Genomic DNA, 22,667 nt, shown 5'->3' on the forward strand with positions numbered 1-22,667 from the left:
GCAACTCCCATTGTCGCGGGCGGTGGCCTACCTGGCCTGGCGCCTGCGCCACTTGGCGCGTGCGAGGAACACGACCAATATCGCAAACAGCACCCCTCCGATGAGGGGAACCACCGTCCCGCCCGAGGGGCCCGTCGTCTCTGCGCGCAGCACCCTGGGAATGTCGTCAGGCTCGGTGAGATCGACGATCCAGACCAGTGTCGTTCCTTCGACCGAGTCCGCGTTGTGTCCCAACGGAACGCCAGGCAGCGTCAGCGAGAGAGTGAACGTCGGCTGCAGAACGTCGGCTGCCCGAAATGGCAGCCCTCCAGATTCCCAGTAGTCGTCGATGAAGCTCGTGTCGAAATCGAAGCCCCATCCGCCGCCGGTGATGCGTCGGAACTTGGGACCTCCGTCCTCGGCGAGTGCGTCGAACACCTTGTCGGACTCGTCCGCCGACCATGAAGTCGTTGCGACATAACTGCAGCGGCCGTCGCCGTGGCGGCTTTGGATGAGCGTTTCCACGCCTGGGATGCGGGGCTGCACCGATCCGACGCCCTCGAACCTCCTGATGAACTGCAAGCACCCTGCCCGCATTGCGGCATCGTCGCTCCCCGCATCGAGCCCGACGACATTGTCATCGAACACATAGCGCCATTCGAACGAGCCCGACCCGTCGTCGTTCGCGACGACGTTCCACGTGGCCTCGACGCAGCCGGCCGTCAGCAGCGCCATGGCGCAGAAGGTCACGGCGGTCCGGGCGATGGACCAGCGGCGGGACAGGCGTTGTCGCTGCCGGCCGCGTCAAGTCATGGCGCCACGGTAGTGAGGACCCCGCCATCGGACGGGTCCACGCCAGCCCACGCCAGTCCACGCCAGCCCACGCCAGCCCACGCCAGTCCACACCAGTCCACGAGGGTCACGGAGATCGCCAACAAGACACGACCGTGGCATCGATCCATACATGAAAGTGACATAATGTTTGGGGTTGTCGGCCCCGCGCCCTCGAGGGTTAAGTTCGGAAGCGTCGGAGCGCGGGTGGCCCATGTCGACCAAGGTCAAGATCTCCAATCTCGTCAAGATCTTCGGAGACGAGCCCGACGGCGAAGCACTGACACTGCTGCAAGCCGGCTACTCGAAAGATGTCATTCGAAAGAGCACCGGCCACGTCGTCGGCGTGAATGACGCCAACATCAACGTCTCCGAGGGCGAGATATTCGTCGTGATGGGGCTGTCAGGCTCGGGCAAATCCACATTGATCCGCTGCGTGAACCGGCTCCATGAGCCCACTGCCGGCAGCGTCTTCGTCGACAGCACCGACGTCACCGCCCTCGATCCCAAAAAGCTCCAGGCCTTTCGCCGTGACAGCACAGGCATGGTCTTCCAGCACTTCGCCCTGTTCCCACACCAGGACATCCGCTCCAACGTCGCCTTCGGGCTCAAGGTGAAGGGCATCGACGTCGACGGCCGCAACGAGGCGGCCGAGCGGGCCCTGGCCCTCGTCGGGCTCAGCGGCTACGAGTCCAGCTTTCCCCGCCAGCTCAGCGGCGGCATGCAACAGCGAGTGGGGCTGGCCCGCGCTCTGGCCACCGATCCCGACATCCTCCTCATGGACGAAGCCTTCAGCGCCCTGGACCCGCTCATCCGCCGCCAGATGCAAGACGAGCTGATGGCGATCCAGGATCAGCTCCACAAGACGATTCTGTTCATCACCCACGACCTCAACGAGGCGCTGCGCGTGGGCTCGCGGGTCTGCATCATGAAGGACGGCGCCATCCACCAGATCGGCACGCCCGAAGACATCCTCATGCGGCCCGAGACCGACTACGTGGCCGAATTCGTGCAGGACGTCGACCAGGGCCGCGTGCTGGTGGTCGACACGGTGCGCGAAGACGCCGCAGTGGTCGACGAGAACGCATCTGTCGCGGACGTGCTGCGAGTCATCAATGATCTCGGCGTCGATGCCGCACATGTGACCGACCCGAACGGTCGGCCACTCGGTGTAGTCACCCGCGAGGCTGCCGAGAAGGCCCGAGCCGGGGGCACCCGCGAACTCGGCACGCTCGTCCAGACGGTGTCGGCGGTGACCAACGACACCATCTTGGCCAAGATCTATCAGCTGTTCGGGTCGGGCCTGCCGGTGGCCGTGGTCGACGGCGACGGCCGGCTCATCGGCTGCGTGCGCCCCCTCGAAGTCCTCGCCGAGTTGGGACGGGTCGAGAACATCTCAGAAGAACTCGAAGCCGCCAAGCACCAGGGCACCCAGCCGTGAAGCCCCACACGCTTGCCACCAGCTTCTGGGACAACCGCACCCTCGATGTCTGGGAGATTCCCTTCGGTCGCTGGATCGAGGAAATCGTCTTCTGGCTGACGACCCACATCACGGGATTCCTCGACGCCGTCAAATGGCCCGTCGACAAGCTCCTCGAACTCATCATCGACAACCTGCTCCAGTCCTGGCTGCCGTGGCCGATCGTCCTGCTGCTCTTCTTCCTGCTGGGGCTCACCACACGAAATGCGCTGGTGGGGCTCGGCAGCGCGGCGGGCCTGCTGGTGTGCGGGCTGCTCGGCAACGAGTACTGGGACCTCACCATGGAAACGGTCGGGATGATCATCGTGGCGGTGATCATCTGCACGGTGATCGGCATCCCGCTGGGGATCCTGGCGGCCCGCGTCGACTCGTTCTGGGGCCGGCTGCGTCCCGTGCTCGACGGCATGCAGGTCATCCACCCCTTCGTCTACCTGCTGCCGATCATCTTCCTGTTCGGCGTCCGCCGTACGCCCGGAGTGCTGGCCACGCTGGTCTTCGCCCTACCCCCCATCGTCCGCCTCACCAACCTGGGGCTCCGGCAGGTTCCCGCCGACGTGGTCGAAGCCGCCCGCGCGTTCGGCGCCACCGAGAGCCGGGTGCTGCGCGAGGTGCAGCTTCCCCTGGCGCGGCCCGCGATCATGGCCGGACTCAACCAGACGCTGCTGCTGTCGCTGTCGATGGTGGGCATCGTGGCGATCATCGCCGGCGGCGGTCTCGGAAAGCCGATCCTCACCGCCCTCAACACGGCCGACATCCCCGTCGGCGCATCAGCCGGGGCCGGTCTGTACTTCGTGGGGGTCCTCCTCGACCGGATCTCCCAGCCCGACGACAAGGTCGACCGCCGCAGCCTCTTCGCACGGATGCGCAGCGCCTGGAGCACGCGAACCGACCCGGTGGTGCCTCCCGTGCCCGGCATGGAAGCCGACGCCGAGACGCCCCCTCCCGCCGACGAGCCGACTCGGGCACCTCTGGGTTCCGCCCGGCGCCTCGGTGCAATCGCTGCCCTCGTCGGCGGCCTCTTCTGCGCGTTCTCGGCGCTGCTGAGCTGGGGCCACGACGCCGGCCTGCTGTCGGGCTACTCCCGATTCGACGACAACGACCTCCCCGGAACCCACAGCGGGATCGACGCCACCGGGGGCTCGTGGTTCGGGATCCTGTTCGGCCTCGTCGGTCTGGGGGTCGCTTTCGGCGGCGGCGCCGCACTGTGGAATCCGAACAGCCGGGCCAAGTTCATCGCCAGCACCAAGGCGTTCTTCGCCGCCGGCCTGGTGCTGGTGTCGCTCGTCGTGGCGTATCTGAGCGTCTCTCCTCGCGGCGACAATTACAGCCACGCCACCGGTGTGTGGCTGGCGCTTGCCGGCGCGCTGGTCGTCCTGGGCGGCGGTGCTGTCGCCGCCCTGCGGGCGCAGCCTGACGGCGACGTGGCACGTGTGGGCATCAAGGAAGTGATCAGCATCGCGGTGCTGACGCTGTTCCTGGTGTTCGCGGGAGCGTCCGGATCGTGGTTGCTGGACCAACGCAGCGACGCAGCCCAGATTGCCGCCGAGATGGCCGCCGAGGCCGAGGGCGTCGACCAAGGCGGACTCGCCGCCGAGCTGCTGGCCGAAGCCCTCTCCCAGACCCGGCGTGTGACGGTCCGCGGCCTCGATGCTGCCGGGCCGCAGATCGGCTACATCGTGCTGGCGCTCACGCTGATCGGGGCCGTTGCGGCGCTCAGCCGAGTCGTGCGCCGCAGGTCAGTGCAGCAATTCGGGGGCCTGGTCATGTTCGGGCTGGGGTGCGCGATCGCTGCGGTCGGGGCTGCTTGGATCGCGACGTTCGTCCGCCTCGCGACTCCTGCGCTCTCGCCCGGGGCCAGCGCCTTCCTGACCGTCATCGGCGGCCTCATTCTTGCTGCTCGCGGCTGGCGCGCCAGCGCTGCGCCGTAGCGAGGACCGCCCTCGCTGAGGGACCACGCTCAGCGCCTGGACTCAAGGGCGCAACAACGCCGGCTGAATCCCGAGAATGTCCAAAAAATAAGAAGACATCGCTATTGCCTTAGTGACCCATCCAAACTAGACAGACATGTATGGCCCCGGCCGAGTCAGGCTTGGGGACATCAGCGGGGAGGTACACCAATGCACACCAAACGAGGCCGACTACTCATCCCCATTCTCATGGCGTTCGGCTTGTTCGCCGCCGCCTGCGGAGATGACGATTCGACGGCCGACACGGCAGCACCGACGACCGAAGCCGCGGCTCCGGCGGCGACTGAACCCGCAGCGACCGAACCAGCGGCGCTGCCCGGCGACGGCGTGACCGTCACGATGGCGAGGGGCAACTGGATCGAGACCAACTTCCAGAACTTCGTCATCCAGCAGCTGCTCGAAGAGCTCGGCTACGAAGTGACCGACCCGGAGGAAATCGCGCCGGCGACGTTCTACCCGGCTGTGGCCCAGGGCGACTACGACCTGTGGGGCTCTTCATGGCCCCTCAACCACACCCCCTTGCTCGAAGGCGAGAGCCCCGACGGCGGGACCTTCGGCGACAAGGCTCGCTACATCGGCACGATGATGGCCTCGGGTGCTCTGCAGGGCTTGCTCGTCGACATTCCCAGCGTTGAGCAGTTCGGCTTCACGACGCTCGGGGAATTGCTCGACAATCCTGATGCGGTCGCTCACTTTGACAGCGACGGCGACGGCAAGGCGGACATCAACGGCTGCGATGACGGCTGGGGCTGCCAGAAAGTCATCAACGACACGCTTGCCAAGAACGGCTGGGATGACCGCGCCGCACAGGTGTCGGCCACTCACTCGGCGCTGTTCGCGGAGTCCCAGGCGAGCTTCGCCGGGGGCGGTCCCGTGCTGCAGTACGTGTGGACGCCCACTGCCTTCGTCGGCAAGCTCGTGCCGGGCCGAGATGTCCTGTGGCTCGCCATCGAGCCCGAACAGGCCCTCGAGGGCCAAGACGGGGTCTCCGGAGTCGGCGACGCATGCACGAACGATCCCTGCTCGACCATGTTCACGCCCTCTGACATTGTGGTGACCGCCAACATCGACTTCCTGAACGACAACCCGGCGGCAGCGTCGCTGCTGGAGGACTTCGAGCTGGACCCGCTCGCGGTTGCCGTCCAGGCCGTCGCTATCGACTCGGGCGCCAACTCCGACGAGCAGATCTCCGCTGCGGCCGCTGATTGGATCGCCGCCAATCGCGACGTGATCGATCCGTGGATCGAGGCCGCGCTGGCTGCCGGGAGCTGACGACCGGCAACCTCGACTCGCGACCACCGGAACGGTCGGGCGAAGCTCCTCCCTCTTTGCCCGGCCGTCCGGTGACCATGCGTGAGAATGCTCAGGTGAGTGCTGCCGGTGTCTGAGAGGCTGAGCCGGATGGCGAAGCCGTGGCCCGAGCGGCCCGTGAGCGAAGCGATCAAGAGCGGGAAACAGAAGTTGACGCAATGGCGCGATCCTTCCACCCGCGCACTCTCTGAGGACGCACTGCAGGCTGAATTGTCTGCGCGAGGGTCCCGCCTGCGGCCCGCACGAGTGGTGATGCAGCCGGCGATGCTGGGTGCAGCTCGCCTGACTCGCTACAGCTTCAGCCGGACCATGCTGCGGCGAGCTGCACACGACGGCTGGAAGGCCCGGCGCGTGCGGTTCGACGTCGACGACCGGGGCCACGGCGAGGCGGTGTACGAGATCGACGCCGGCGGCTGCCGGCTCAGCTTCGTCGCATTCACCACCACGATCGACGAGTCCGAGCACACCGACCGGGTGATCGCCGATCGGTGGGAGGTCACCGGCGCGCTGGTCGAGGGCGCGCTGACCGACGAACTCAGTGCCATGCTCCGCCGCGAGGTCCCCCGCCAGGAGCTCGGCCGATTCGATGCCCGCGTCCTCGTGCTCACGCGTGGCAATCGCAGCGTGCGCTTCTTCGACTATCTCGTCGATGTCCTCGCTCGGGGCGAGCAGCCGGATCCCGCGCAGGTAGCCGATGCCGGCTACATCCTGCGGAGCACGGCCTTCTACGCCAACGGCAAGTACGGGATGCGCTCCTTTGAAGGATTCCCCAGCGGCCATCCGCTCAAGGTGCCCTACCGAGCGCAGTTCGTGTGCGCATGGATGTTTCGGGAGCTGGGCTACGACCTCGTCGAGCACTGCGCCCGAGCCGCAAACCCAAGCGCCGCGGTGCCGTTCGACGCCGACTGGAGCCGCTACTTCGGCCTCGGCAACGCCACCGGCCTGGGACTCGTGCCGTTCGCGTTCAAGCACCCCCGGGTGCTGCACTCGTGGGTTGCCGTGCGCGAGCTGGCACTGGCCGACGTCCGATCGCTGCAGGGCACCCCGCAGCGGCTCGCTCGCCTCGGTGAGTGGATCGAGCGGGCGTACCAGCATTTCGTCAACGGGACCGACGACGACTGCCGGCCGTTTCTCAACGCCGTCGAAGTGGCCTCAGCCGTCGAGCGGATCCGCGACGCCTTCGTGAGCTGTCGCAGCGAGCGTCTGCCGTTCGATGCCCTGTACCGCTGGGCGGAGCGCCGCGATCCCGAGACCGCCGAGCTCGTGGTGTCGCTGCTGACCGAACTGCACGAGGCCGACGACGATCTGATCGATGAACTGCTCGCCGTCGACGAGCACAGCTCACTTGACCCCGCCCTGACGGTCGGCCATCTGCGAACCCTGCTGTCGGAGCGCTTCGCGTGGCTCGACGAACTCGACCTCGACGACACATCGGCTGAGGTGTGGTGGTGGGTCATCAGCGACAACACCGAGGAGCCACGTCGCACACGCCGCGACCAGCTCGAACCCGCACACCGCGATGTGGCCATCGACGTGGCGCTGCGGCTGTGGCGACTGCGCGCCGCGCTCGACGGCTACGACGACACGACGCCGGTCCAATGCGTTCTCGACCACCATCCCGAGCACCGCCTCGCAGCCGAGCGGCTCCATCTCAGCGACCGCACCTACGGTGAGCCGCGCGACAACGCCTGCTCGTCGCGCTACCTGCCGCTGCAACTGCAGCGGTTCCAGCTCGCCGCCTACGGCATGGACAACTTCAAGCCGAAGTCGACCGACTGGCTGCGGGTCACGCTGTTCGGGGGCGCGCCGCGCCTCGGCAGCGAGGGCAAAGAGATGGACGACAACTGGGTGCTGCCAGCCCGTCCGCGCAGCGTCGACGGTCGAGGGAGGTCTGCGTGATCATCGACGGGCTCCAAATCAACCACTGGTCCCGCTCCGTCATCGACGAAGTCCGATCCGGCGGCGTGAACATCGTCCACGCCACCGTCGGGGCATGGGAGGACCTCGCCGGAGCGATGACGCGCATCGGCGATTTCCGCCACTTGTGCCGGAACAACGCCGACGCGCTCAGGGTGGTCACCAACGTCGCCGAAATGCATCAAGCCGTTGCCGACGACGTGCTCGGCGCGGTGCTCGGCTTCCAGAACAGCTCGATGCTCGGCGACGACCCCGAGATGGCGCAGATCTTCGCCGACGTCGGCGTACGTGTCGTGCAGCTCACCTACAACATTGCCAACCATCTGGGGGCCAGCTGCTGGGAGCCCAACGACGGCGGGCTCACCCGCGCCGGGCACCGCATGGTGGCCGCGCTCAACGCGGCCGGGGTGCTGATCGACCTGTCCCATGTCGGCAACCGGACAAGCCTCGATGCGGTGCACGCTTCGGCCCAGCCCGTCGCGGTCACCCACGGAAACCCGCTGTGGTTCTGCGACTCGCCCCGCAACAAGCCCGACGAGGTGCTCGAAGCGGTGGCGTCGCGGGGCGGGGTGATCGGATGCACGCTCTACCCGCTGTTCATGGGCGGTGCCGGTGTCTCGCGGCAGGAGTACTGCGACATGATCGCCCGGCTTGCCTCCCAGGTCGGCACCGAGCATGTGGCCATCGGCACCGATGCAGTGCTCGGGTGGCAGCCCGACGGACTGGGCTGGATGCGCAGCGGGCGCTGGGACCGTCCCGCAGATGCCGACGCGATTCCCGACTTTCCCGAATGGCCCGCGTGGTTCCGCGGGCCCAAGGACTTCGGATCGCTCGCCGCCGGCATCGACCAAGCCGGGTTTTCGCCCGCCGAACGCGACGCCATCCTCGGTGGCAACTGGCTTCGCCTGTTCGGAGAGCTCTTCGGATGACGGACCGCCACGAGGCCCGATGACATGAGCCCGACCGTCACCGCTGCACCACGGGAGATCCACGATCTCGCCTACCGGGCCAGCTGCGTCGCGGGATGCGAGGCCGCCATGGCGGAGCGCATCGCCCACAACGTCACCTTCGCGGAGATTCATCACGGCGGGGCCGTGCGCACATTCTGCGAAGCGCTCGAGGCCCCTGCGCTGGCGGCGTCGGAATGGGTGGCCGCGCCCGACGCGCTCGCCGCAGCCGAGCTCGCGGCGCGCAGCGACGGCGTCGCATCGGTGACCTTCGAGCCCGTGGTGCCGTTGGCCGCGATCGCCTGGAGCCTGCAGCAGAGCCTGGAGCGGGGCGTGACATCCACCGGAGCCGGCGCCGATGCCCGCGGCGACACCACAGTCAGCGCCATCGAGCTGCGCCTGATCGACGACGCCGCAGCATCGGCACGTCGCGCGCAGACAACCGACGTTCGAGACGACGCCTACCGGTACGGCGTCGCGGTCGACCAGATCTGGTTCAGCCGGCTCGAAGCGGCTGCTGCGACCTACCTGGTTGCCGAGTCCACGCTCGACGAGATCGACTTACGGCGCGGCGTCACCTGACTCGGCCTCGGCCTCCGTTGTCGCGCCGGATCGTGCCGACGACGATTGGGGGCTGCTCCACGCGTGCGCGACTGCGGCCACGATGTTCTGGTAGCCGGTGCAGCGGCACAGGTTGCCCGAGAGCAGTTCGACGATCTGGGCGGACTCCCGCCAGTCGTCGGGGTTGACGCTCTCGAGCGTCATGAGGATCCCGGCGGTGCAGAACCCGCACTGCAAGGCGTGATGGTCGTGGAACGACTGCTGCATCGGCGACAGCGAATCGGTGCCGGCGGGGGCGAGGTCTTCGACGGTGCGGATCTCGGTGCCGTCGGCTTGGGCGGCGAACATGAGACACGACCGCGCCGCCTCCCCGTCGACGGTCACGGTGCAGGCGCCGCAGTAGCCGTGCTCGCAGCCCACGTGTGTGCCGGTGAGGTTCACCACGTCGCGGATGTAGTCCGACAGCAGCAGCCGGGCCGGAACGCGGTGCCGGTACGGCCGACCGTTGACCGCCACCTCGACGTCGACCTCCGACAGCCGGTCACGCCCCGTCATCGGGACTCCGGTTGCGCGAGCACGTCCCGAGCCGCGCGCACGACCATGGCCGCCAGCACCTCGCGGCGGTAGCGGCCAGAGGCGTGGATGTCGTCCAACGCCCCAGCGGCGTCTTCGATTGCGGCATCGAACAGCCCGCCGTCGGGATGATCGGCGGCCCAACCCGAAATCGCCGCCTCAGCGGCAGCCAGTCGCTTGGGCACGCTGCCGATGCCGAAACCGACGAGGCGAGCCGATCGCACTGAGCCGGAGTCGGTGTCGAATATCGCAACCAGGCCGGCGAGGGCGAAGTCGCCGGCGCGACGGGAGATCTCGTCCACCACGGTCACCGAACCGGCCCTCGATGCCCCGAACCGCACCTCGGTGACCAGCTCGCCGTCGGCGAGCGCGGTCCAGAACGGCCCCAGGTAGAAGTCGGCTGCATCGACTCGGCGAGTCCCGTCGGGGCCTGCGATCGTGATCACGGCGTCTGTGGCGACGGCGAGGGCGGGCAGCTCCGCGGCCGGGTCGGCGTGAGCGATGCTGCCGCAGACGGTGCCCCGGTTGCGGATCGCCAAGTGCCCCACGTGGGCCAGCGCGGCCCGCAGGCCCGGTACCGCGACGGCGGCCGCATCGTCGTTGAGCACCCGGCTCTGGGTCGCGGTCGCACCCACCCGCACCCCGCTGTCGTCGGCGTCAATGGCGTCGAGGCCGGCCACGTTGCCGATGTCCACCAGCAGCGAGATGTCGGTCAGCCGAAAGTTCATGGTGGGTATCAGGCTCTGGCCGCCCGCCAGCACCCGGCTGGATTCGTCCGAGCCGAGAGCCTCGATCGCTTCAGCCACCGTGGCCGGCGCGCAGTAGTCGAACGGAGCGGGTTTCACGGGTTCACGGCCGCAGCGTCGCCGACCGCTCCGGCAGCCCGAAGCGCGTCGCGCACTCCCGACGGCGTGAGGGGGCATTCGGTGATGTCGACATTCCATTCGGACAGGGCGTCGGACACTGCGCCGGCCACCACCGCGGGCGGGCCGACGGTGCCGCCCTCGCCGCAACCCTTGACCCCCAGCGGATGGTCAGGTGCGGGCGTTTCGATGTGATCCACCGTCATGGGAGGCATTTCCGCGCTGGAAGGCACCAGGTAGTCCATGAACGACGCGAACTGGGGGTTGGCAGTCTCGGCGTCGTACTGGAATTGCTCGTACATCGCGCCGGCGATCCCCTGGGCCACCCCGCCGTGAACCTGACCTTCCACAATCGCCGGATTGATCATGGTCCCGCAGTCGTGGACCACGATGAAGTCTTCGAGATTCACTTCGCCGGTGCTGATCCGCACGCTGACAATCCCGATGTGCGTGCCATTCGACCAGCCCGCAGCCGAATTGAACCTGCCGGACTCGTCGCGTTCGTGTTCCAGGTTCGCCGGTTGGAAATGCGCCGACGTCTCCAGGCCCGGTTCCATGCCGTCGGGCAGATCCACGGTGCGAACCCACGCCGCCGTTGCGACCTCTGCCCAACTCACCGTCGGCCGGCTGCTGCCCGCCACGCCGAACGCGCCGTCGGTGACCACCAGGTCGTCGGGCGACGCCTCGAGCAGGTGAGCCGCAATCTCGCGTGCCTTGTCCATCAGCCGCTGCGACGCCATTCGCACCGACCCGGTCAGCATCATTGCGCCACGGCTGCCCCACGAGCCCAAGCCGTACGGGGTGCGCTCGGTGTCGCCCAGCACCACGGTGACGTCGTCAGGCGAGACACCCAGCGCGTCGGCCGCGAGCTGCGCTGCCGCAGTCTCGTTTCCCTGGCCGAATGCCGTGAGCCCGGCTGCGACCCGCACCGAGCCGTCTGGGTCGACCCGCACGGTCGCTCCGTCGCCGCCCGCCCAGTGGCCGGTGGTGCGGAAATAGCTCGGCGATGTCGGCTCGATGTAGTTGGCGTAGCCCACGCCGACTCGTACATCGGGGTCGTCGGCCGACTTCGACCGCGCCCGTGCCAGTGCAGGCGCAGCCAGCTCGAGGGCACGCTCGAAGCACTGCGCGTGCGAGCCGGAGTCGATGCTTCCGCCGCCGTGCATGACATAGGGCAGCTGGGAAGGGCGCAGCAGCATCCTGCGGCGAAGCTCCACCCGGTCCGACCCGGTCAGGCGCGCCACCCGGTCGATGATGCGTTCCATCACGAACGTCGATTCGGGAATGCCGTAGCCGCGGTACGCACCCGACGGGGTCTTGTTGGTCACTGCCGCGATGGTGCGCGTTGAGAAGTTGGAGAGGTCGTAGCTCCCGCTCAGACAGGTGTTGGTCACGTAGACCGGAGACACCCCGGGCATGAAAATCTCGCCCGAGCCCAGATCCAGCAGCGACGTGCAGCGCACCGCCCGGATCGTGCCGTCGTCGTCGTAGGCGACCTCCACGTCGTGACGCTGCTCACGGGCATGCACCGACGCCACGAAGTGCTCCAAGCGGTCCTCTATCCAGCGAGCCGGTCGCCCCAGCGCACGAGCGATCCACGGCACCGCCACGTCCTCGGGATAGATGTGGGTCTTGACGCCGAAGCCGCCGCCCACCGCGGGATGCAGCACGCGCACGCTTGCCTCGGCAATCCCCAGCGCCGAAGCGACCGTGGTTCGCATGATGTGAGGGCTCTGCGTCGACGACCACACGGTGAGCATTCCGTCGGACGAGTCAGCCACCACTCCCCTGGTTTCCATCGGCAAGCCCGTCTGGCGCTGGCTGATGTAGGTCTCGGCAAAGGAGTGGTCGGCTTCGGCGAACGCTGCGTCCACTGCGCGCCCGTGCGAAGTCTCGTCCACCGAGCAGTTGCCGTCCCAGTCGTCGAACAGCTTTGCCGCGCCCGGCGCGAGCGCCTGGTCGACGTTCGCCACGATCGGCAGCGGCTCGAATTCCGTTCCAGCGGCCACCAAGGCGGCGGCATCCTCGGCGATGTAGCGGTCCTCGGCGACCACCGCTGCGTACGGGGCGCCGACGTAGCGCACCTTGCCGTGCGCGAGCGGTCGCTGGGCCACGGGGCCGATGTGCTCGATGAAATCGGGAAAGGCGTTCACTCCGGCGAGGTCGTCGGCGGTGAACACCGCGACCACGCCCTCAAGGGCCAGAGCCTCTGATGTGTCGATGGCTGCAATCCGGGCGTGGGCTTCGGTGCTGCGGACGAAGGCGACCTCGGCCATGCCGGCGATCTTCAGATCCGCGACGTAGCGGCTCCGTCCGGAGAGCGGCCCGCGGTCCTCGCGCCTGGGCACCGAACGCCCGACGTAGCTCATCGGGTTCACCGCTGAGGCGCTGGGCGGGCGAAGGGACGCACGTCGAGAGCGGTTTCGAGCTGCTCGGCGAGCGACAGCAGCTCGTCGTCGCTGCCGTGCCGCCCGACGAGCTGGATGGCCGCCGGCAAGCCGTCGACGAATCCGGCGGGCAGCACCACAGCGGGATGTCCTGAGACGTTGAAGGGCACGGCGAACGGGAAGGCCCCCCACAGTTTGTCCACCCGCTCTCCGGCGATGGCCCTCGGACGGCAGCCCAGCTCGAAGGCGGTGGTGGCGGTAGCGGGCGTGGCGATCACGTCGCACGTGTCGAAGCAGCGGTCGACGCGCTCGCGGTAGTGCGCCTGCGCTGCACGGGCCGCTGCCAGAACACCCCGATCAAGCTGCTCGGCCGCCTCCAGGGACCGCCGGTGATACCAGGTCAAGATGAACGGGCTGAACGCCCGGAAACCCCCGTCGTCGCCGACGGTCCCATACGTGGGCTTGAATCCCACGAGTCCGCAGAACGAAGCCGGGATGCGGATCGAGCCTCCGCCGTCGGAACCCAGAGCCGCCGTGCAGGTGCCCGACGCCACCGAGGCCGCCGCGCCGCCGCTCGAACCGCCGGCGGTGCGGCGAGCGTCGAAGGGATTGGCGGTGTCGGGACCCAGCAGGTTGTCCGTCGTGGCCGACTGGCAGAACTCCGGCACGTTGGTCTTGCCGACGAAGACTGCTCCGGCGCGGCGCAGGCGCTTCACTGCGCCTGAGTCGTGCTCGGCCACGTCGTCGGCGTGGGCGATCGAGCCGAGCGTGGTGACGTGTCCTTCGATGTGGAAGGCATCCTTGATCGAGATCGGGACTCCGGCGAGCGGGCCGGCGCTGCCGTTGCGGTAAGCGGCCTCGGCCGCGGCGGCCTGGCTGCACGCCAGTTCTCCGGTGTCGAGGACGCAGGCGTGAAGCGTCGGGTTGACCTCGCCAATGCGTGCCTGGGCCAGCTCGCAGACCTCCACCGGTGACAGCGATCCGCTGCGGTAGGCGTCGATGAGGCGCTGCACGGGCCACCACAGGGGTCCCTCATCCACGAGCGGACACGCCTCCCGAGACGGTGAACACCTCGCCGGTCACGTAGCTCGCCTCGTCCGACGCAAGGAACGAGACCATCCCGGCTACGTCGTCGGGCTGACCGATGCGACCGAGGAATGCCTTGTCGGCCAGGTAGCTGTCGAAGAACTCCTGCGGGTAGATCCTGCGCAGGAAATCGTTGTAGATCAGGCCCGGCGCCACTGCGTTGACGCGTACGCCGTGGACTCCGTTCTCGGCGGCGGCCACCCGGGTGAGTGCGAGGACGCCGGCCTTGGCCGCTGAATAGGCGGCGCCGTGCTCGGTCGACATCTCCCAGGCCGCAATCGAGGAGATGTTGATGATCGAGCCGCCGCCTGCGGCGATCATCGCCCCGAGCGCATGGCGCATGCACACGAACGTGCCGGTCAGATCGACGTCAAGGCAGCGCTGCCACGTCTCGACCGACATCTCCGACACCGGTTCGATCTTCGACCAGCCCGCGTTGTTGACCAGCACATCGAGCCGTCCCTTGTGGGCCACCACCTCTGAGATGACGGCCTGCACCTGGTCGTGGTCGGTCACGTCGAGGCGATGCGCGCTGACCTCGCGCCCGACCTCGTCGGCCAGGACGCCGGCGAATTCTCGACAGCGGCGTTCATGGGCATCGGTGACCACGACGTCCAGCCCGTCGTGGGCGAGCCGTCTCGCCACTGCGGCTCCGATGCCGACACCGGCGGCTGCAGTCACCAGTGCGACCCGCGAGTCGTTCGCCATCAGCTTCCTCCCTCTGGCTCGACCGCACCGATCACCGTGTCGGTCAGTTGTGCGAGGCGTTGTTCGCGACCGCCCGAGAGCAGCGCGAACGTGATCCGGTCGATGTCGAGACGCCACAGCTCACGGAGCCGCTCGACGCAGGTGCCGAGGTCTCCCACCAGCGCCACCGACTTGACGAATTCGTCGGACACCGTGTGCTTGTGCTCGGCCTGCAGCGACAGGTGGTCGACGAGGCCGTACTCGCCTGCGGCACGCGCAAACTCAGGGCGGAACCTCTCCCACGCGGGCGGCATTCGCTTCCACGGATGGAATGTGGCCGCCTGAGAGGTGGCCCATGCCCGGACGTCGTCGAGGGCACCTGCCTCGTCGTCGCCGATCGACATCGTGACGAACAGGTCGACGGTCAGCTCGGAACGGTCGCGCCCGGCGGCCTCGAGCCCTTGACCGATGTAGTCGAGCTGCCACGCACAGAACTCAGGGTCCGCGGCACCCATGAGCACGGCCCCGTCACACGTCTCGCCCGCGAGCCGCAACATGGCGGGCTGCGAGACGGCGAGATAGACGGGAATCTGGCGCCGCGCAGTCGCCAGGCGAACCTGGTTGCCGTCGAGATCGCACGGTTCTCCGCTGAAGAGTCGACGGAAGTCGTCGATCCCCGAGCGCAGATCGCCCAGCCGCGACGGCGTGCCTCCGGCGCCGAGCACGGCTGACCAGCCGGCACCGAGACCGAGCAGAGCGCGTCCGGCGGAGAGCTCGTCGAGCGCGGCGGTGGCATTGGCGGTCACTGTCGGATGACGGGTCACGAGGTTGGTGACTCCGGCGCCGATGAGCACGTTCTCGGTGTTCAGCGCAGCGAGGTTCATCGCCGCGTACACGTCCTTCATGCCCAGCTGGAAGTCGATGTACCACAGCGCCTCGAAGCCCCCGTCGTCGATGGCGCGGGCCAATTCGGCAGTGCGACTCAACGGTTCGCGCGGGCTGACGCCCAGCGAGATGCCGTAACGGTGCTTCACGCAGATCCCCTCTCGGCTAGGAGCTCAGCGAGCAGCTTGCCGTAGGCGTCGGGCTGGTCGACGGAGATGAGATGGCCCGCGCCGGCGATCTCGTGGTACCGGCAGTCATCGATGCCCTCGACGATGATATCCGATGCCCTGCGCGGGCAGAAGACGTCGTCGGATGCCCCGATGACGTCGACCGGGATGTCGATCTGGCTCAACAGCGGATTCAGCGGCTCGGAGCGGATCCCGATCATCGCCCGGGCCGCATTGATGTAGCCACGGCCGTCGCCGACCGCATCGACGCGTCGCGAGGCCGCGGCGTCGATGTCGTACGAGGTCACGATCTGCTGGGCCGTGTCATCGCGCAAGCCAGCGGCGAAGCCTTCCACATCGTGAGATTCGAGCTGGGCGATGCGCCCCTCGAAGAACTCGGCGGCGGCCCCGCCCACGACCGAGGACGTGGCCGCCACGATCAGACGCTCGATCAAGCTGTGCGGGGCCGTCGCGGCCTTGAGCCCGATGGTGCCGCCCAGCGAGTATCCGACGACCGTCGCAGGGCCGGTCACGACGCGCAGGAACGCCGCCAAGTCGTCGCTCAGCTGCGACAGGGTGCCGGTGCCGTGCCCAGGCGTCGTCCGGCCATGGCCCCGAAGGTCGACCGCGTAGACGGCGAAGTCGCCGAGATGGGCCGCCACGGGGTCCCAGGAACGATGGTCTTCAGCCAGACCATGCAGCAGCACCACGGGCCGCCCCGAGCCGCTCCTCCGGTAGCTGACGACGATGTCGTTCAGCTCGACGGTGTTCATCGGACGGCATCTCGATCGCCGTATGCGCAGCCGGGGCCTGCCGCGCCAGTCGAGCCAATCGATCGGGCGGCACTGACCAATTCGTCGCGAAGCTGATGCTTGCGTATCTTGCCGGCGGCCGTTCGCGGGAACTGATCGACCTGCATCAGCCGTTCGGGCCAGTACCGCTGCGGCAGGCCCTGCTCAGCGCAGAACCCAACGACCTCGTCGAAATCGAGCGGCAGGCCGGCCTGCACGACGGCACAGATGCGCTCGCCGAGACGCTCGTCCGGCCACCCGATCACCGCCACGCCGACCACGTCGGGATGGGCGGCGATCGCGTTCTCGGTCTCGACGGGTGAGATGTTCACGGCCCCGCGGATGATCAGGTCCTTGTGTCGACCCGTGATCGACACGTAGCCGTCGGAGTCGATGCGGGCGAGGTCGCCGGTGCGGAAGAAGCCGTCATCGATGAGGTGCTCCCCATACAGCTCGGGCTGACCGTAATAGCCGTTGAACACCCCAGGGCCCCGCATGACCAGCTCGCCGTCTCCCGAAGCGTGCAGCCCCATGCCGGCGTCAAGGACCCTCAGCTCCAGCCCTGGCAAGCCGACCCCCACCGTGTTCTCGATCTGCGTCTTCGTCGAGCTGGTCACGCAGGTCGTGAGACCGCCTTCGGTCATGCCCCACAAGGGAGTGACAAACGTGTTCGGCAGCTCCGTGCCGGAGCGACGGATGAGGGCCGGCGGCACTTGGGCCCCACCGCACAGGAAGCTCCGCATCGATGCCAGCTTGGGCTCGCAGCCCCGCCACTCGGCATTGACGAGATCCAGCAGGAACGGGGTCGCGGCCGCCGTGAAATCTGCACGGTGACGGGCGACCAGATCCAGCGCCCCGCTGGCGTCCCATTCGTCTTGGAGGATGAGCGGTGCGCCCAGCAGCAGCGACAGGCGCGCACCGTGAATGGCTCCGACGCTGTGGCCGAGCGGGGACGGCATGAACACGGGGGTGGATTGGTCGAGCTCGAAACGCTCGGCGAACTGCAGGTTGAGCGCGGCCAGCGTGTCCTCGCTGTGGCTGACTGCCTTGGGGGGGCCGGTCGTGCTCGATGTGAACATCAGGTGCGCCGTGCTTTCAGGCACCTCGACACCCGGGTCTTCGGGGACCGCCGGGCCGTGAAGGGCCACCACGGCCTCGTCAGTCGCGGCGACGGCGAGCTGGGTGGAGACCCCCTCAGCGGCTCGCCGGATCGCCTCATCGGGCGACGCCCCGTTCTTGCGACCTGCACAGATGACCATGGCCGGCTGGATCAGATGGAAAATGTGGCGCAGGTGGGCCTCGGTTGTGTTGACCGGGGGGGTGGCCGGAACATGGCCGGCCCTCAGCACGGCCAAGAACATGACGACCCAAGCGGGGCAGTTGGGCAGATGGATGAGCACCACCCGTCTGCGGGCGCCGACGGCCGCACGGATCTCTTCGGCGGCCTCCCCGGCCGCACGCCACAGCTCGGACCGGGACAAGGTGGTGCCGTCGCTGACCAGCGCAAGCTCATCGGGCCCTGAGGTGACGTGCGCTTCGAATCGGTCGACGAGCCGGCGGCCGGTCCACCATCCGGCGAGCCGGTAGGGCTCCGCGGCGTCATCGACCACAGCTCTTCACCACTCCCGATTCGGCTCGCTCGCAGCAGTATTGCAGGCTGGATATCCGGCGCTTCGCGTTTGCGCGTGGAGTAGGTCGGTGAGGGTGCTGGTGGTGTAGGCAGGGATCCCCCAGAATCGGAGGTGTCAAAGCTTCCGAGTCGTGGAGGATCCCTGTGGCTGTTGACCTTACGCGTGCGTTGTTGTTGGTCGTCGGGCTGGGGCCGGGTGTCGCGGTGAGCGGTGTTGCTGAGCGGCGCGGCGCACGGATCGAGATCGGTGTGGAGCTGACCGGGCGGCCGTGCTGTGGGGGCTGCGGCGGACCGGTGTGGGCGCACGGGTCGAGCCGGGTGGATCTGGCGGACCTGCCGGCGTTCGGGCGGCCGGTGCGGCTGCGGTGGAAAAAGCGCCGCTGGCGCTGCCCCGAGGCTGGCTGTTCGGTGGGCACGTTCACCGACCGGCACGACGCGATCGCGCTGCCCAGGGCGAGGATGACGACCAGAGCCGCGAAGCACGCCACCCGCCGAGCCGGTCTGGGCCGGGCGATCGGCGAGACCGCGGCCGAGCTGGGCTGCGGCTGGCACACCGCGATGGCAGCGGCGCATCGGTGGGGCCGGGCGCTGCTCGACGCGGACCGGGGCCGTCTGGTCGGGGTGACCGCTTTGGGCCTCGATGAGATCCTGATGTTCCGCCGCGGCCCGTTCCGCGAAAAGCACTGGGGCACCACCCTGGTGGACGCCCGCCGGGGCAGGCTGCTCGACATAGTCCCAGGCCGCAGCGCCTCGGGCGCGAAACGCCGGCTGGGCGCACGCCCCCCGAGGCGGGCGAGGGCGCATCCGCTGGGCGGTCACGGGGCCTGTCGGGGCCGTATCGCAAGACCGCCCGCGAAGCGCTCCCCCAAGCGACCCAGGTCGCGGACCCGTTCCACGTCGTCAAGCTCGCCAACTCCACCATCGACGACGTGCGCCGCCGAGTCCACAACCACACCACCGGCGGGCGGGGCACCAAAGGCGACCACCTCTACCGCACAAGACGGCTGCTGCTCAAAGCCGCCGAGCGCATCACCGACCGCGGCAAGGCGAAGCTGCGCGGCCTGCTCGCAGCCGGCGACCCCCGCGGCGAGGTGCGCGACGCCTGGCACGCCAAAGAAACCCTGCGCGGCATCTACCAGATACCCGACCACCACCTCGCCGCCGATGCGCTCGACGAGCTCTCACGCGACCTGCGCGACGAAACGTTCAGCCCGGAGCTGAACAAGCTCGGCCGCACCCTGCACGCCTGGCGCACCCAGATCGCCAACCGGCACCGCTCCCGCATCACCAACGGCCCCACCGAAGCCGCCAACAACCTCGCCAAGCTCATCAAGCGAGTCTCGTTCGGGACCGCCAACCTCGACCACCACAGAACCCGAGTCCTGCTCTACGCCGCCAAACCCGACTGGACCCTGCTCGACAACCTCACCCCACGCTAAAACGCGAAGAGCCGCAAATCCACCCATGCGGCCAGCGGGCCTCGGGCCTTGTGATTCACCCAAAGGTTGAGGTCGTCCGTGAAGTCATCGTAGGGATTGATACTTGGGAGGGCTTCGTCGAGCAGAAAGTCGAGTCGCAAGCTCAGCCGAAAGCAGTCGCCAACCGCCGGGTACAAGCTCTCCTCGATGTACACGATCGAGCCGACGAAGTGCGCGGCGACCTCGTCGTCGGCCCCGGTGCGGAGAATGTCGTCCCATAGCTGCCGACACTCGCGTTCCGTCCAGCTGTAGGTGCGCTGATACACCGGTATCTCGAATTGCGGCGACCTGCCCAGGAATTCGAGGAACTTGGCTTGGGTCGCTTTCACGATTCGGTTCCTCCAGCAGTTCTCGCAAGGGATATCTCGGTCATCGCCGCAGCGTAAGGCCACCGACGTGATTCGGCCCGAGCAGCACGCAGGCCACGGCTCGCACGCTTCGAGCCCCAGTTACGGCAACGCTCAGCAGGCGAGCCTTCGGCAACAAGGACTCAACGATGACAACGGCCCAACAATGCCTTGGCGACACCCAACCGGTCATCGGGGCATCATCGCTAGACACAAGCGGGCCACCGCCCCATCACGATCAGCCACACCGACGTCAACGCCCGGCGGAAAGCAAGCTTCGATGCCCAAAACGTTGTCGACGCTTAGGTCACCGAATTCGCGCTTGACTACATGAATCGCGTGTAGTGTAATCCACGCTATGACCACATCAAGCGATGATTGTGTAATCACAGCGACGGAAGCTGCCGATGCTGCCGGCATCACCTACCGGCAGCTCGACCACTGGGCACGTCAAGGTTGGGTAACACCCTCAATCCAGCCAGGGTCAGGGCGGGGCGGCCGTCGGCGATACTCGACGACCGATGTGCTGCGACTTGCCGCGCTGTGCCATTTTGCTAAGTCTGGTTGGCAAGTCAGCGATCTGGGCGCGCGAGTCAGCGCGGTGGAGTTGGCAGACGCGGCCTGGCTCGTAGCCGGTACGGAATTGGCCGTCGAAGCTTGCATTGACGATGACCGGCTGCACGAGGCCATCACTCGCGAAGGCCGCTTCAGCGTCTGCCACCTCGAACCGCTGCGCACGCACCTTCTTGCGGTTCATTCGCCCAGCGCCTTGGCCGAGGCAGCCCTGCCTGAGGCGCAAAGGAGGACGGCATGAACGCGATTAGGCCTGTGCCGGACCGAACACATAGCGAGCTCTTCGAAGGAGACATTCCCAACCCGGCCCAAGCTGGCCAGTCTCGAGCCAAGGCGGTGAACGAAGAATTCAGGGTCCAGGCCCACCAGTGGATGCAGCAAGCTGGCGCCAGCATCGTTCGCCTCCGTCACAAGGTAGGTGCCTACGAAGTCGAAGCCGAGATCGCTGGCCCGAATGGTCGGCGGCTCTTGGTGCTAGTTCATGGCGTACCCGACGACGGCGAGCGGGCTGGTCTGCGCCGAACCGACACGATCAAGAAGGCCGCATTCGATGCAATCAAGGTTCGCCAGCGTCTGGATCAGCCGGTTCTGCTGATTACATCGCATCTGCCCGAAGGCGGTGCCGCGGCGACGATGCTCGCGGACTGTGCCGACGACTTCTTCGATGTGCTCGCCACGAAGGGCGATTTCGCAGGATTCCAGCGCTTGCAGCGCTACCTGCACGACGACCGTCCTCCGGGCCCGCTCCCTGCGCCGTGGCGGGAGGAACCGAGCCAGCAGGAACCGACTCTGTTTGACATGACGGAACAAGTGCACGAACCAGAGGTCGTCAGCCACGACTTTGACGACAGACCAGATGCAACTAGTCCGCCATGAACCGAGCGCCCGTAGCCCGTGGCGACGGTGAGGCCGGTGCCGTAGTCGCAGCAATCTGCCACACGTCGGATTCTGCCTGGCGGGCGGTGAGTGCCCTGCTGGACTACGCACGCCCGGAAACCCACGGCGAAGGCGCCGGAAACTCGGGAGCGAGCCTCCATGAACAAGCAGTGGCTGTGTCAGCGGCCCTCGAACAGCGCTTGATACCCCGAGGTGTCACGTCAAGCGCAGACACCGCCTACAGGCCTGCAGAAGTTGCCCAGGTGATCGCTGGAATCCCGGAGTCAGAGATTCTGTTGCCCGACGACGGGTTCGCCCTCGCGACGGCCACAGCGCTGGACCAGTTCTATTGGCCCAGCTTCACTCGTGACTGGCTAGCCGAGCGCGGCATGTCCTTCGAACTCAGCGCGGGGGATCTATACCCGATTGGAGAAATGCGCCTCATGGGTGCCGTCAGACATAGCGCCCTACCCCATCGGTTGGCTTTGCCCCCGGGCGAGCTCGCTCACGTGCGCCGTCGCGCCGAGGACCGCACACGGGTTCGCGTGATCGGCGAGTACGCCCCCATCATCGACCGGCTGGCGGCAGCACCACCCTTGGAAGCAGCCGTCGTGCTACCCAACGAAGCGTTGGCCGAGATCAACCTTCCGCCGAACGAGATGGGTCCTGTAGACCTTCAGACTCAACAGTCAACGATCGACCGGCTGCTGCGTGAAGCCCGTGAGCAGGGCGTTGACGTAGTCGTCCTGCCCGAGTTGAGCGTCGATGAAGACATTGTCGAATGGCTCAGCGAACAGTGGGCCAACGCAACGGATCTGCCGATTCTGTTCGCAGGCAGCGCTCACATGGTCGAGGATGGCCGGCGTGTCAATCGAACCGCAGTCCTGCTGCCGGGCGTCGGTACCGCGTGGCACCACGACAAGTTCACGGTGTTCGAAGGCCGCGACGGCGTGCGGGAACCCATCGATCCAGCCGAGCCCTGCATCACGATCGGCTGCGGCCACCTGGTACGTGTGGCCAGCTTGGTTTGCAAGGACGCACTTAGCGTTGACCACGCTGGCCTCGTCGCAGACCTAGGGGTGCATCTGCTGGCCGTGCCCGCCATGTCGAGCACGTTGGGGGAATTCAGCACTGCAGCGCATCTGCTCATCTCGCGTTCGCAAGGGGCGACTGTGGTCGCCAACAACCCCCGCATGTGGGACGGCTCTTCGGTCGGTCACGCGCTGCTGGGCCAGCCGGTACGCGAGACTGACGGCAGGTGCCTTGAACGTCAGAGCCGCGCCGCACCCGACCTCGGAATCGCTCGGCTCGGGACTGGGTGGCGCTGATGC

The 22,667-nt window shown here is 67.5% G+C and carries 19 protein-coding genes and 2 pseudogenes; 11 read left to right on the forward strand and 10 right to left on the reverse strand.

What is annotated here, in order from left to right; translation table 11 throughout:
* Positions 1-27: 27 nt before the first annotated feature.
* A complete protein-coding gene (locus ACOGXQ_RS06855; protein ID WP_419946674.1) occupies positions 28-714 on the reverse strand; it encodes a hypothetical protein in 687 nt (228 codons plus the stop codon).
* Positions 715-1,024: 310 nt separating this feature from the next.
* On the opposite strand from ACOGXQ_RS06855, the gene ACOGXQ_RS06860 reads away from it, so the two are divergent.
* The 6 genes from ACOGXQ_RS06860 (at position 1,025) to ACOGXQ_RS06885 (ending at position 9,014) form a co-directional block, all read left to right on the forward strand.
* A complete protein-coding gene (locus tag ACOGXQ_RS06860; RefSeq protein ID WP_419946675.1) occupies positions 1,025-2,251 on the forward strand; it encodes a quaternary amine ABC transporter ATP-binding protein in 1,227 nt (408 codons plus the stop codon).
* Positions 2,248-4,218 carry an ABC transporter permease gene (locus ACOGXQ_RS06865; protein ID WP_419946676.1) on the forward strand — a complete coding sequence of 657 codons (1,971 nt, stop codon included), beginning with the start codon at positions 2,248-2,250 and terminating at the stop codon, positions 4,216-4,218. Before ACOGXQ_RS06860 ends, ACOGXQ_RS06865 begins: the two co-directional genes overlap by 4 nt.
* 228 nt (positions 4,219-4,446) lie before the next feature.
* Positions 4,447-5,529, forward strand: a complete 1,083-nt coding sequence (gene proX, locus ACOGXQ_RS06870; protein WP_419946677.1) for a glycine betaine/L-proline ABC transporter substrate-binding protein ProX — start codon at positions 4,447-4,449, stop codon at positions 5,527-5,529.
* 108 nt (positions 5,530-5,637) lie between these two features.
* The gene (locus ACOGXQ_RS06875) at positions 5,638-7,467 is read left to right on the forward strand and encodes a hypothetical protein (protein WP_419946678.1); all 1,830 of its coding nucleotides are present in this window, start codon (positions 5,638-5,640) and stop codon (positions 7,465-7,467) included.
* The gene (locus ACOGXQ_RS06880; protein WP_419946679.1) at positions 7,464-8,414 is read left to right on the forward strand and encodes a dipeptidase; all 951 of its coding nucleotides are present in this window, start codon (positions 7,464-7,466) and stop codon (positions 8,412-8,414) included. The genes ACOGXQ_RS06875 and ACOGXQ_RS06880 overlap by 4 nt, the downstream gene beginning before the upstream one ends.
* A gap of 24 nt (positions 8,415-8,438) precedes the next feature.
* Complete coding sequence (locus ACOGXQ_RS06885; RefSeq protein ID WP_419946680.1) at positions 8,439-9,014, forward strand: hypothetical protein; 576 nt, start codon at positions 8,439-8,441, stop codon at positions 9,012-9,014.
* Here ACOGXQ_RS06885 and ACOGXQ_RS06890 read toward each other — a convergent pair.
* Genes ACOGXQ_RS06890 through ACOGXQ_RS06925 form a run of 8 tightly spaced genes read right to left on the reverse strand, consistent with a single transcriptional unit; the run spans position 8,994 to position 18,042 of the window.
* The gene (locus ACOGXQ_RS06890; RefSeq protein WP_419946681.1) at positions 8,994-9,548 is read right to left on the reverse strand and encodes a (2Fe-2S)-binding protein; all 555 of its coding nucleotides are present in this window, start codon (positions 9,546-9,548) and stop codon (positions 8,994-8,996) included. The two genes, ACOGXQ_RS06885 and ACOGXQ_RS06890, sit on opposite strands and share 21 nt — an antisense overlap.
* Entirely contained in the window at positions 9,545-10,411 is an 867-nt protein-coding gene (locus tag ACOGXQ_RS06895) for an FAD binding domain-containing protein (RefSeq protein WP_419946682.1), read from the reverse strand. Before ACOGXQ_RS06895 ends, ACOGXQ_RS06890 begins: the two co-directional genes overlap by 4 nt.
* Complete coding sequence (locus ACOGXQ_RS06900) at positions 10,408-12,798, reverse strand: xanthine dehydrogenase family protein molybdopterin-binding subunit (protein WP_419946683.1); 2,391 nt, start codon at positions 12,796-12,798, stop codon at positions 10,408-10,410. Before ACOGXQ_RS06900 ends, ACOGXQ_RS06895 begins: the two co-directional genes overlap by 4 nt.
* A 5-nt stretch (positions 12,799-12,803) precedes the next feature.
* Positions 12,804-13,856: an amidase gene (locus ACOGXQ_RS06905; protein WP_419946684.1), complete on the reverse strand. Its 1,053-nt coding sequence runs from the start codon at positions 13,854-13,856 to the stop codon at positions 12,804-12,806.
* Positions 13,849-14,610, reverse strand: a complete 762-nt coding sequence (locus tag ACOGXQ_RS06910) for an SDR family NAD(P)-dependent oxidoreductase (protein ID WP_419946685.1) — start codon at positions 14,608-14,610, stop codon at positions 13,849-13,851. Before ACOGXQ_RS06910 ends, ACOGXQ_RS06905 begins: the two co-directional genes overlap by 8 nt.
* A complete protein-coding gene (locus tag ACOGXQ_RS06915; protein ID WP_419946686.1) occupies positions 14,610-15,623 on the reverse strand; it encodes an LLM class flavin-dependent oxidoreductase in 1,014 nt (337 codons plus the stop codon). The genes ACOGXQ_RS06910 and ACOGXQ_RS06915 overlap by 1 nt, the downstream gene beginning before the upstream one ends.
* Entirely contained in the window at positions 15,620-16,414 is a 795-nt protein-coding gene (locus ACOGXQ_RS06920; RefSeq protein WP_419946687.1) for an alpha/beta fold hydrolase, read from the reverse strand. The genes ACOGXQ_RS06915 and ACOGXQ_RS06920 overlap by 4 nt, the downstream gene beginning before the upstream one ends.
* Positions 16,411-18,042 (reverse strand): AMP-binding protein, encoded by a 1,632-nt coding sequence (locus tag ACOGXQ_RS06925; protein WP_419946688.1) that lies wholly within the window; start codon positions 18,040-18,042, stop codon positions 16,411-16,413. The genes ACOGXQ_RS06920 and ACOGXQ_RS06925 overlap by 4 nt, the downstream gene beginning before the upstream one ends.
* An 844-nt stretch (positions 18,043-18,886) precedes the next feature.
* Between ACOGXQ_RS06925 and ACOGXQ_RS06930 the strand changes: the two genes are divergently transcribed.
* Positions 18,887-19,501, forward strand: a complete 615-nt coding sequence (locus ACOGXQ_RS06930) for an ISL3 family transposase (protein WP_419947352.1) — start codon at positions 18,887-18,889, stop codon at positions 19,499-19,501.
* Positions 19,502-19,659: 158 nt separating this feature from the next.
* Here ACOGXQ_RS06930 and ACOGXQ_RS06935 read toward each other — a convergent pair.
* Positions 19,660-19,869: pseudogene (locus tag ACOGXQ_RS06935) on the reverse strand (DUF262 domain-containing protein); the annotation flags it as partial.
* A gap of 376 nt (positions 19,870-20,245) precedes the next feature.
* Here ACOGXQ_RS06935 and ACOGXQ_RS06940 point away from each other — a divergent pair.
* The 4 genes and pseudogenes from ACOGXQ_RS06940 to ACOGXQ_RS06955 all read left to right on the forward strand — a co-directional run.
* A pseudogene (locus ACOGXQ_RS06940) lies at positions 20,246-20,401 on the forward strand (MerR family transcriptional regulator); the annotation flags it as partial.
* Positions 20,402-20,488: 87 nt separating this feature from the next.
* Positions 20,489-20,701 carry a hypothetical protein gene (locus ACOGXQ_RS06945; RefSeq protein ID WP_419947459.1) on the forward strand — a complete coding sequence of 71 codons (213 nt, stop codon included), beginning with the start codon at positions 20,489-20,491 and terminating at the stop codon, positions 20,699-20,701.
* A complete protein-coding gene (locus tag ACOGXQ_RS06950; protein WP_419946689.1) occupies positions 20,698-21,336 on the forward strand; it encodes a hypothetical protein in 639 nt (212 codons plus the stop codon). Before ACOGXQ_RS06945 ends, ACOGXQ_RS06950 begins: the two co-directional genes overlap by 4 nt.
* Positions 21,333-22,664: a hypothetical protein gene (locus ACOGXQ_RS06955; RefSeq protein WP_419946690.1), complete on the forward strand. Its 1,332-nt coding sequence runs from the start codon at positions 21,333-21,335 to the stop codon at positions 22,662-22,664. Before ACOGXQ_RS06950 ends, ACOGXQ_RS06955 begins: the two co-directional genes overlap by 4 nt.
* The last annotated feature ends 3 nt before the right edge of the window (positions 22,665-22,667 follow it).

The sequence above is a fragment of the Candidatus Poriferisodalis sp. genome (genome assembly GCF_965208485.1).
Classification (GTDB): Bacteria; Actinomycetota; Acidimicrobiia; order Acidimicrobiales; family Poriferisodalaceae; genus Poriferisodalis.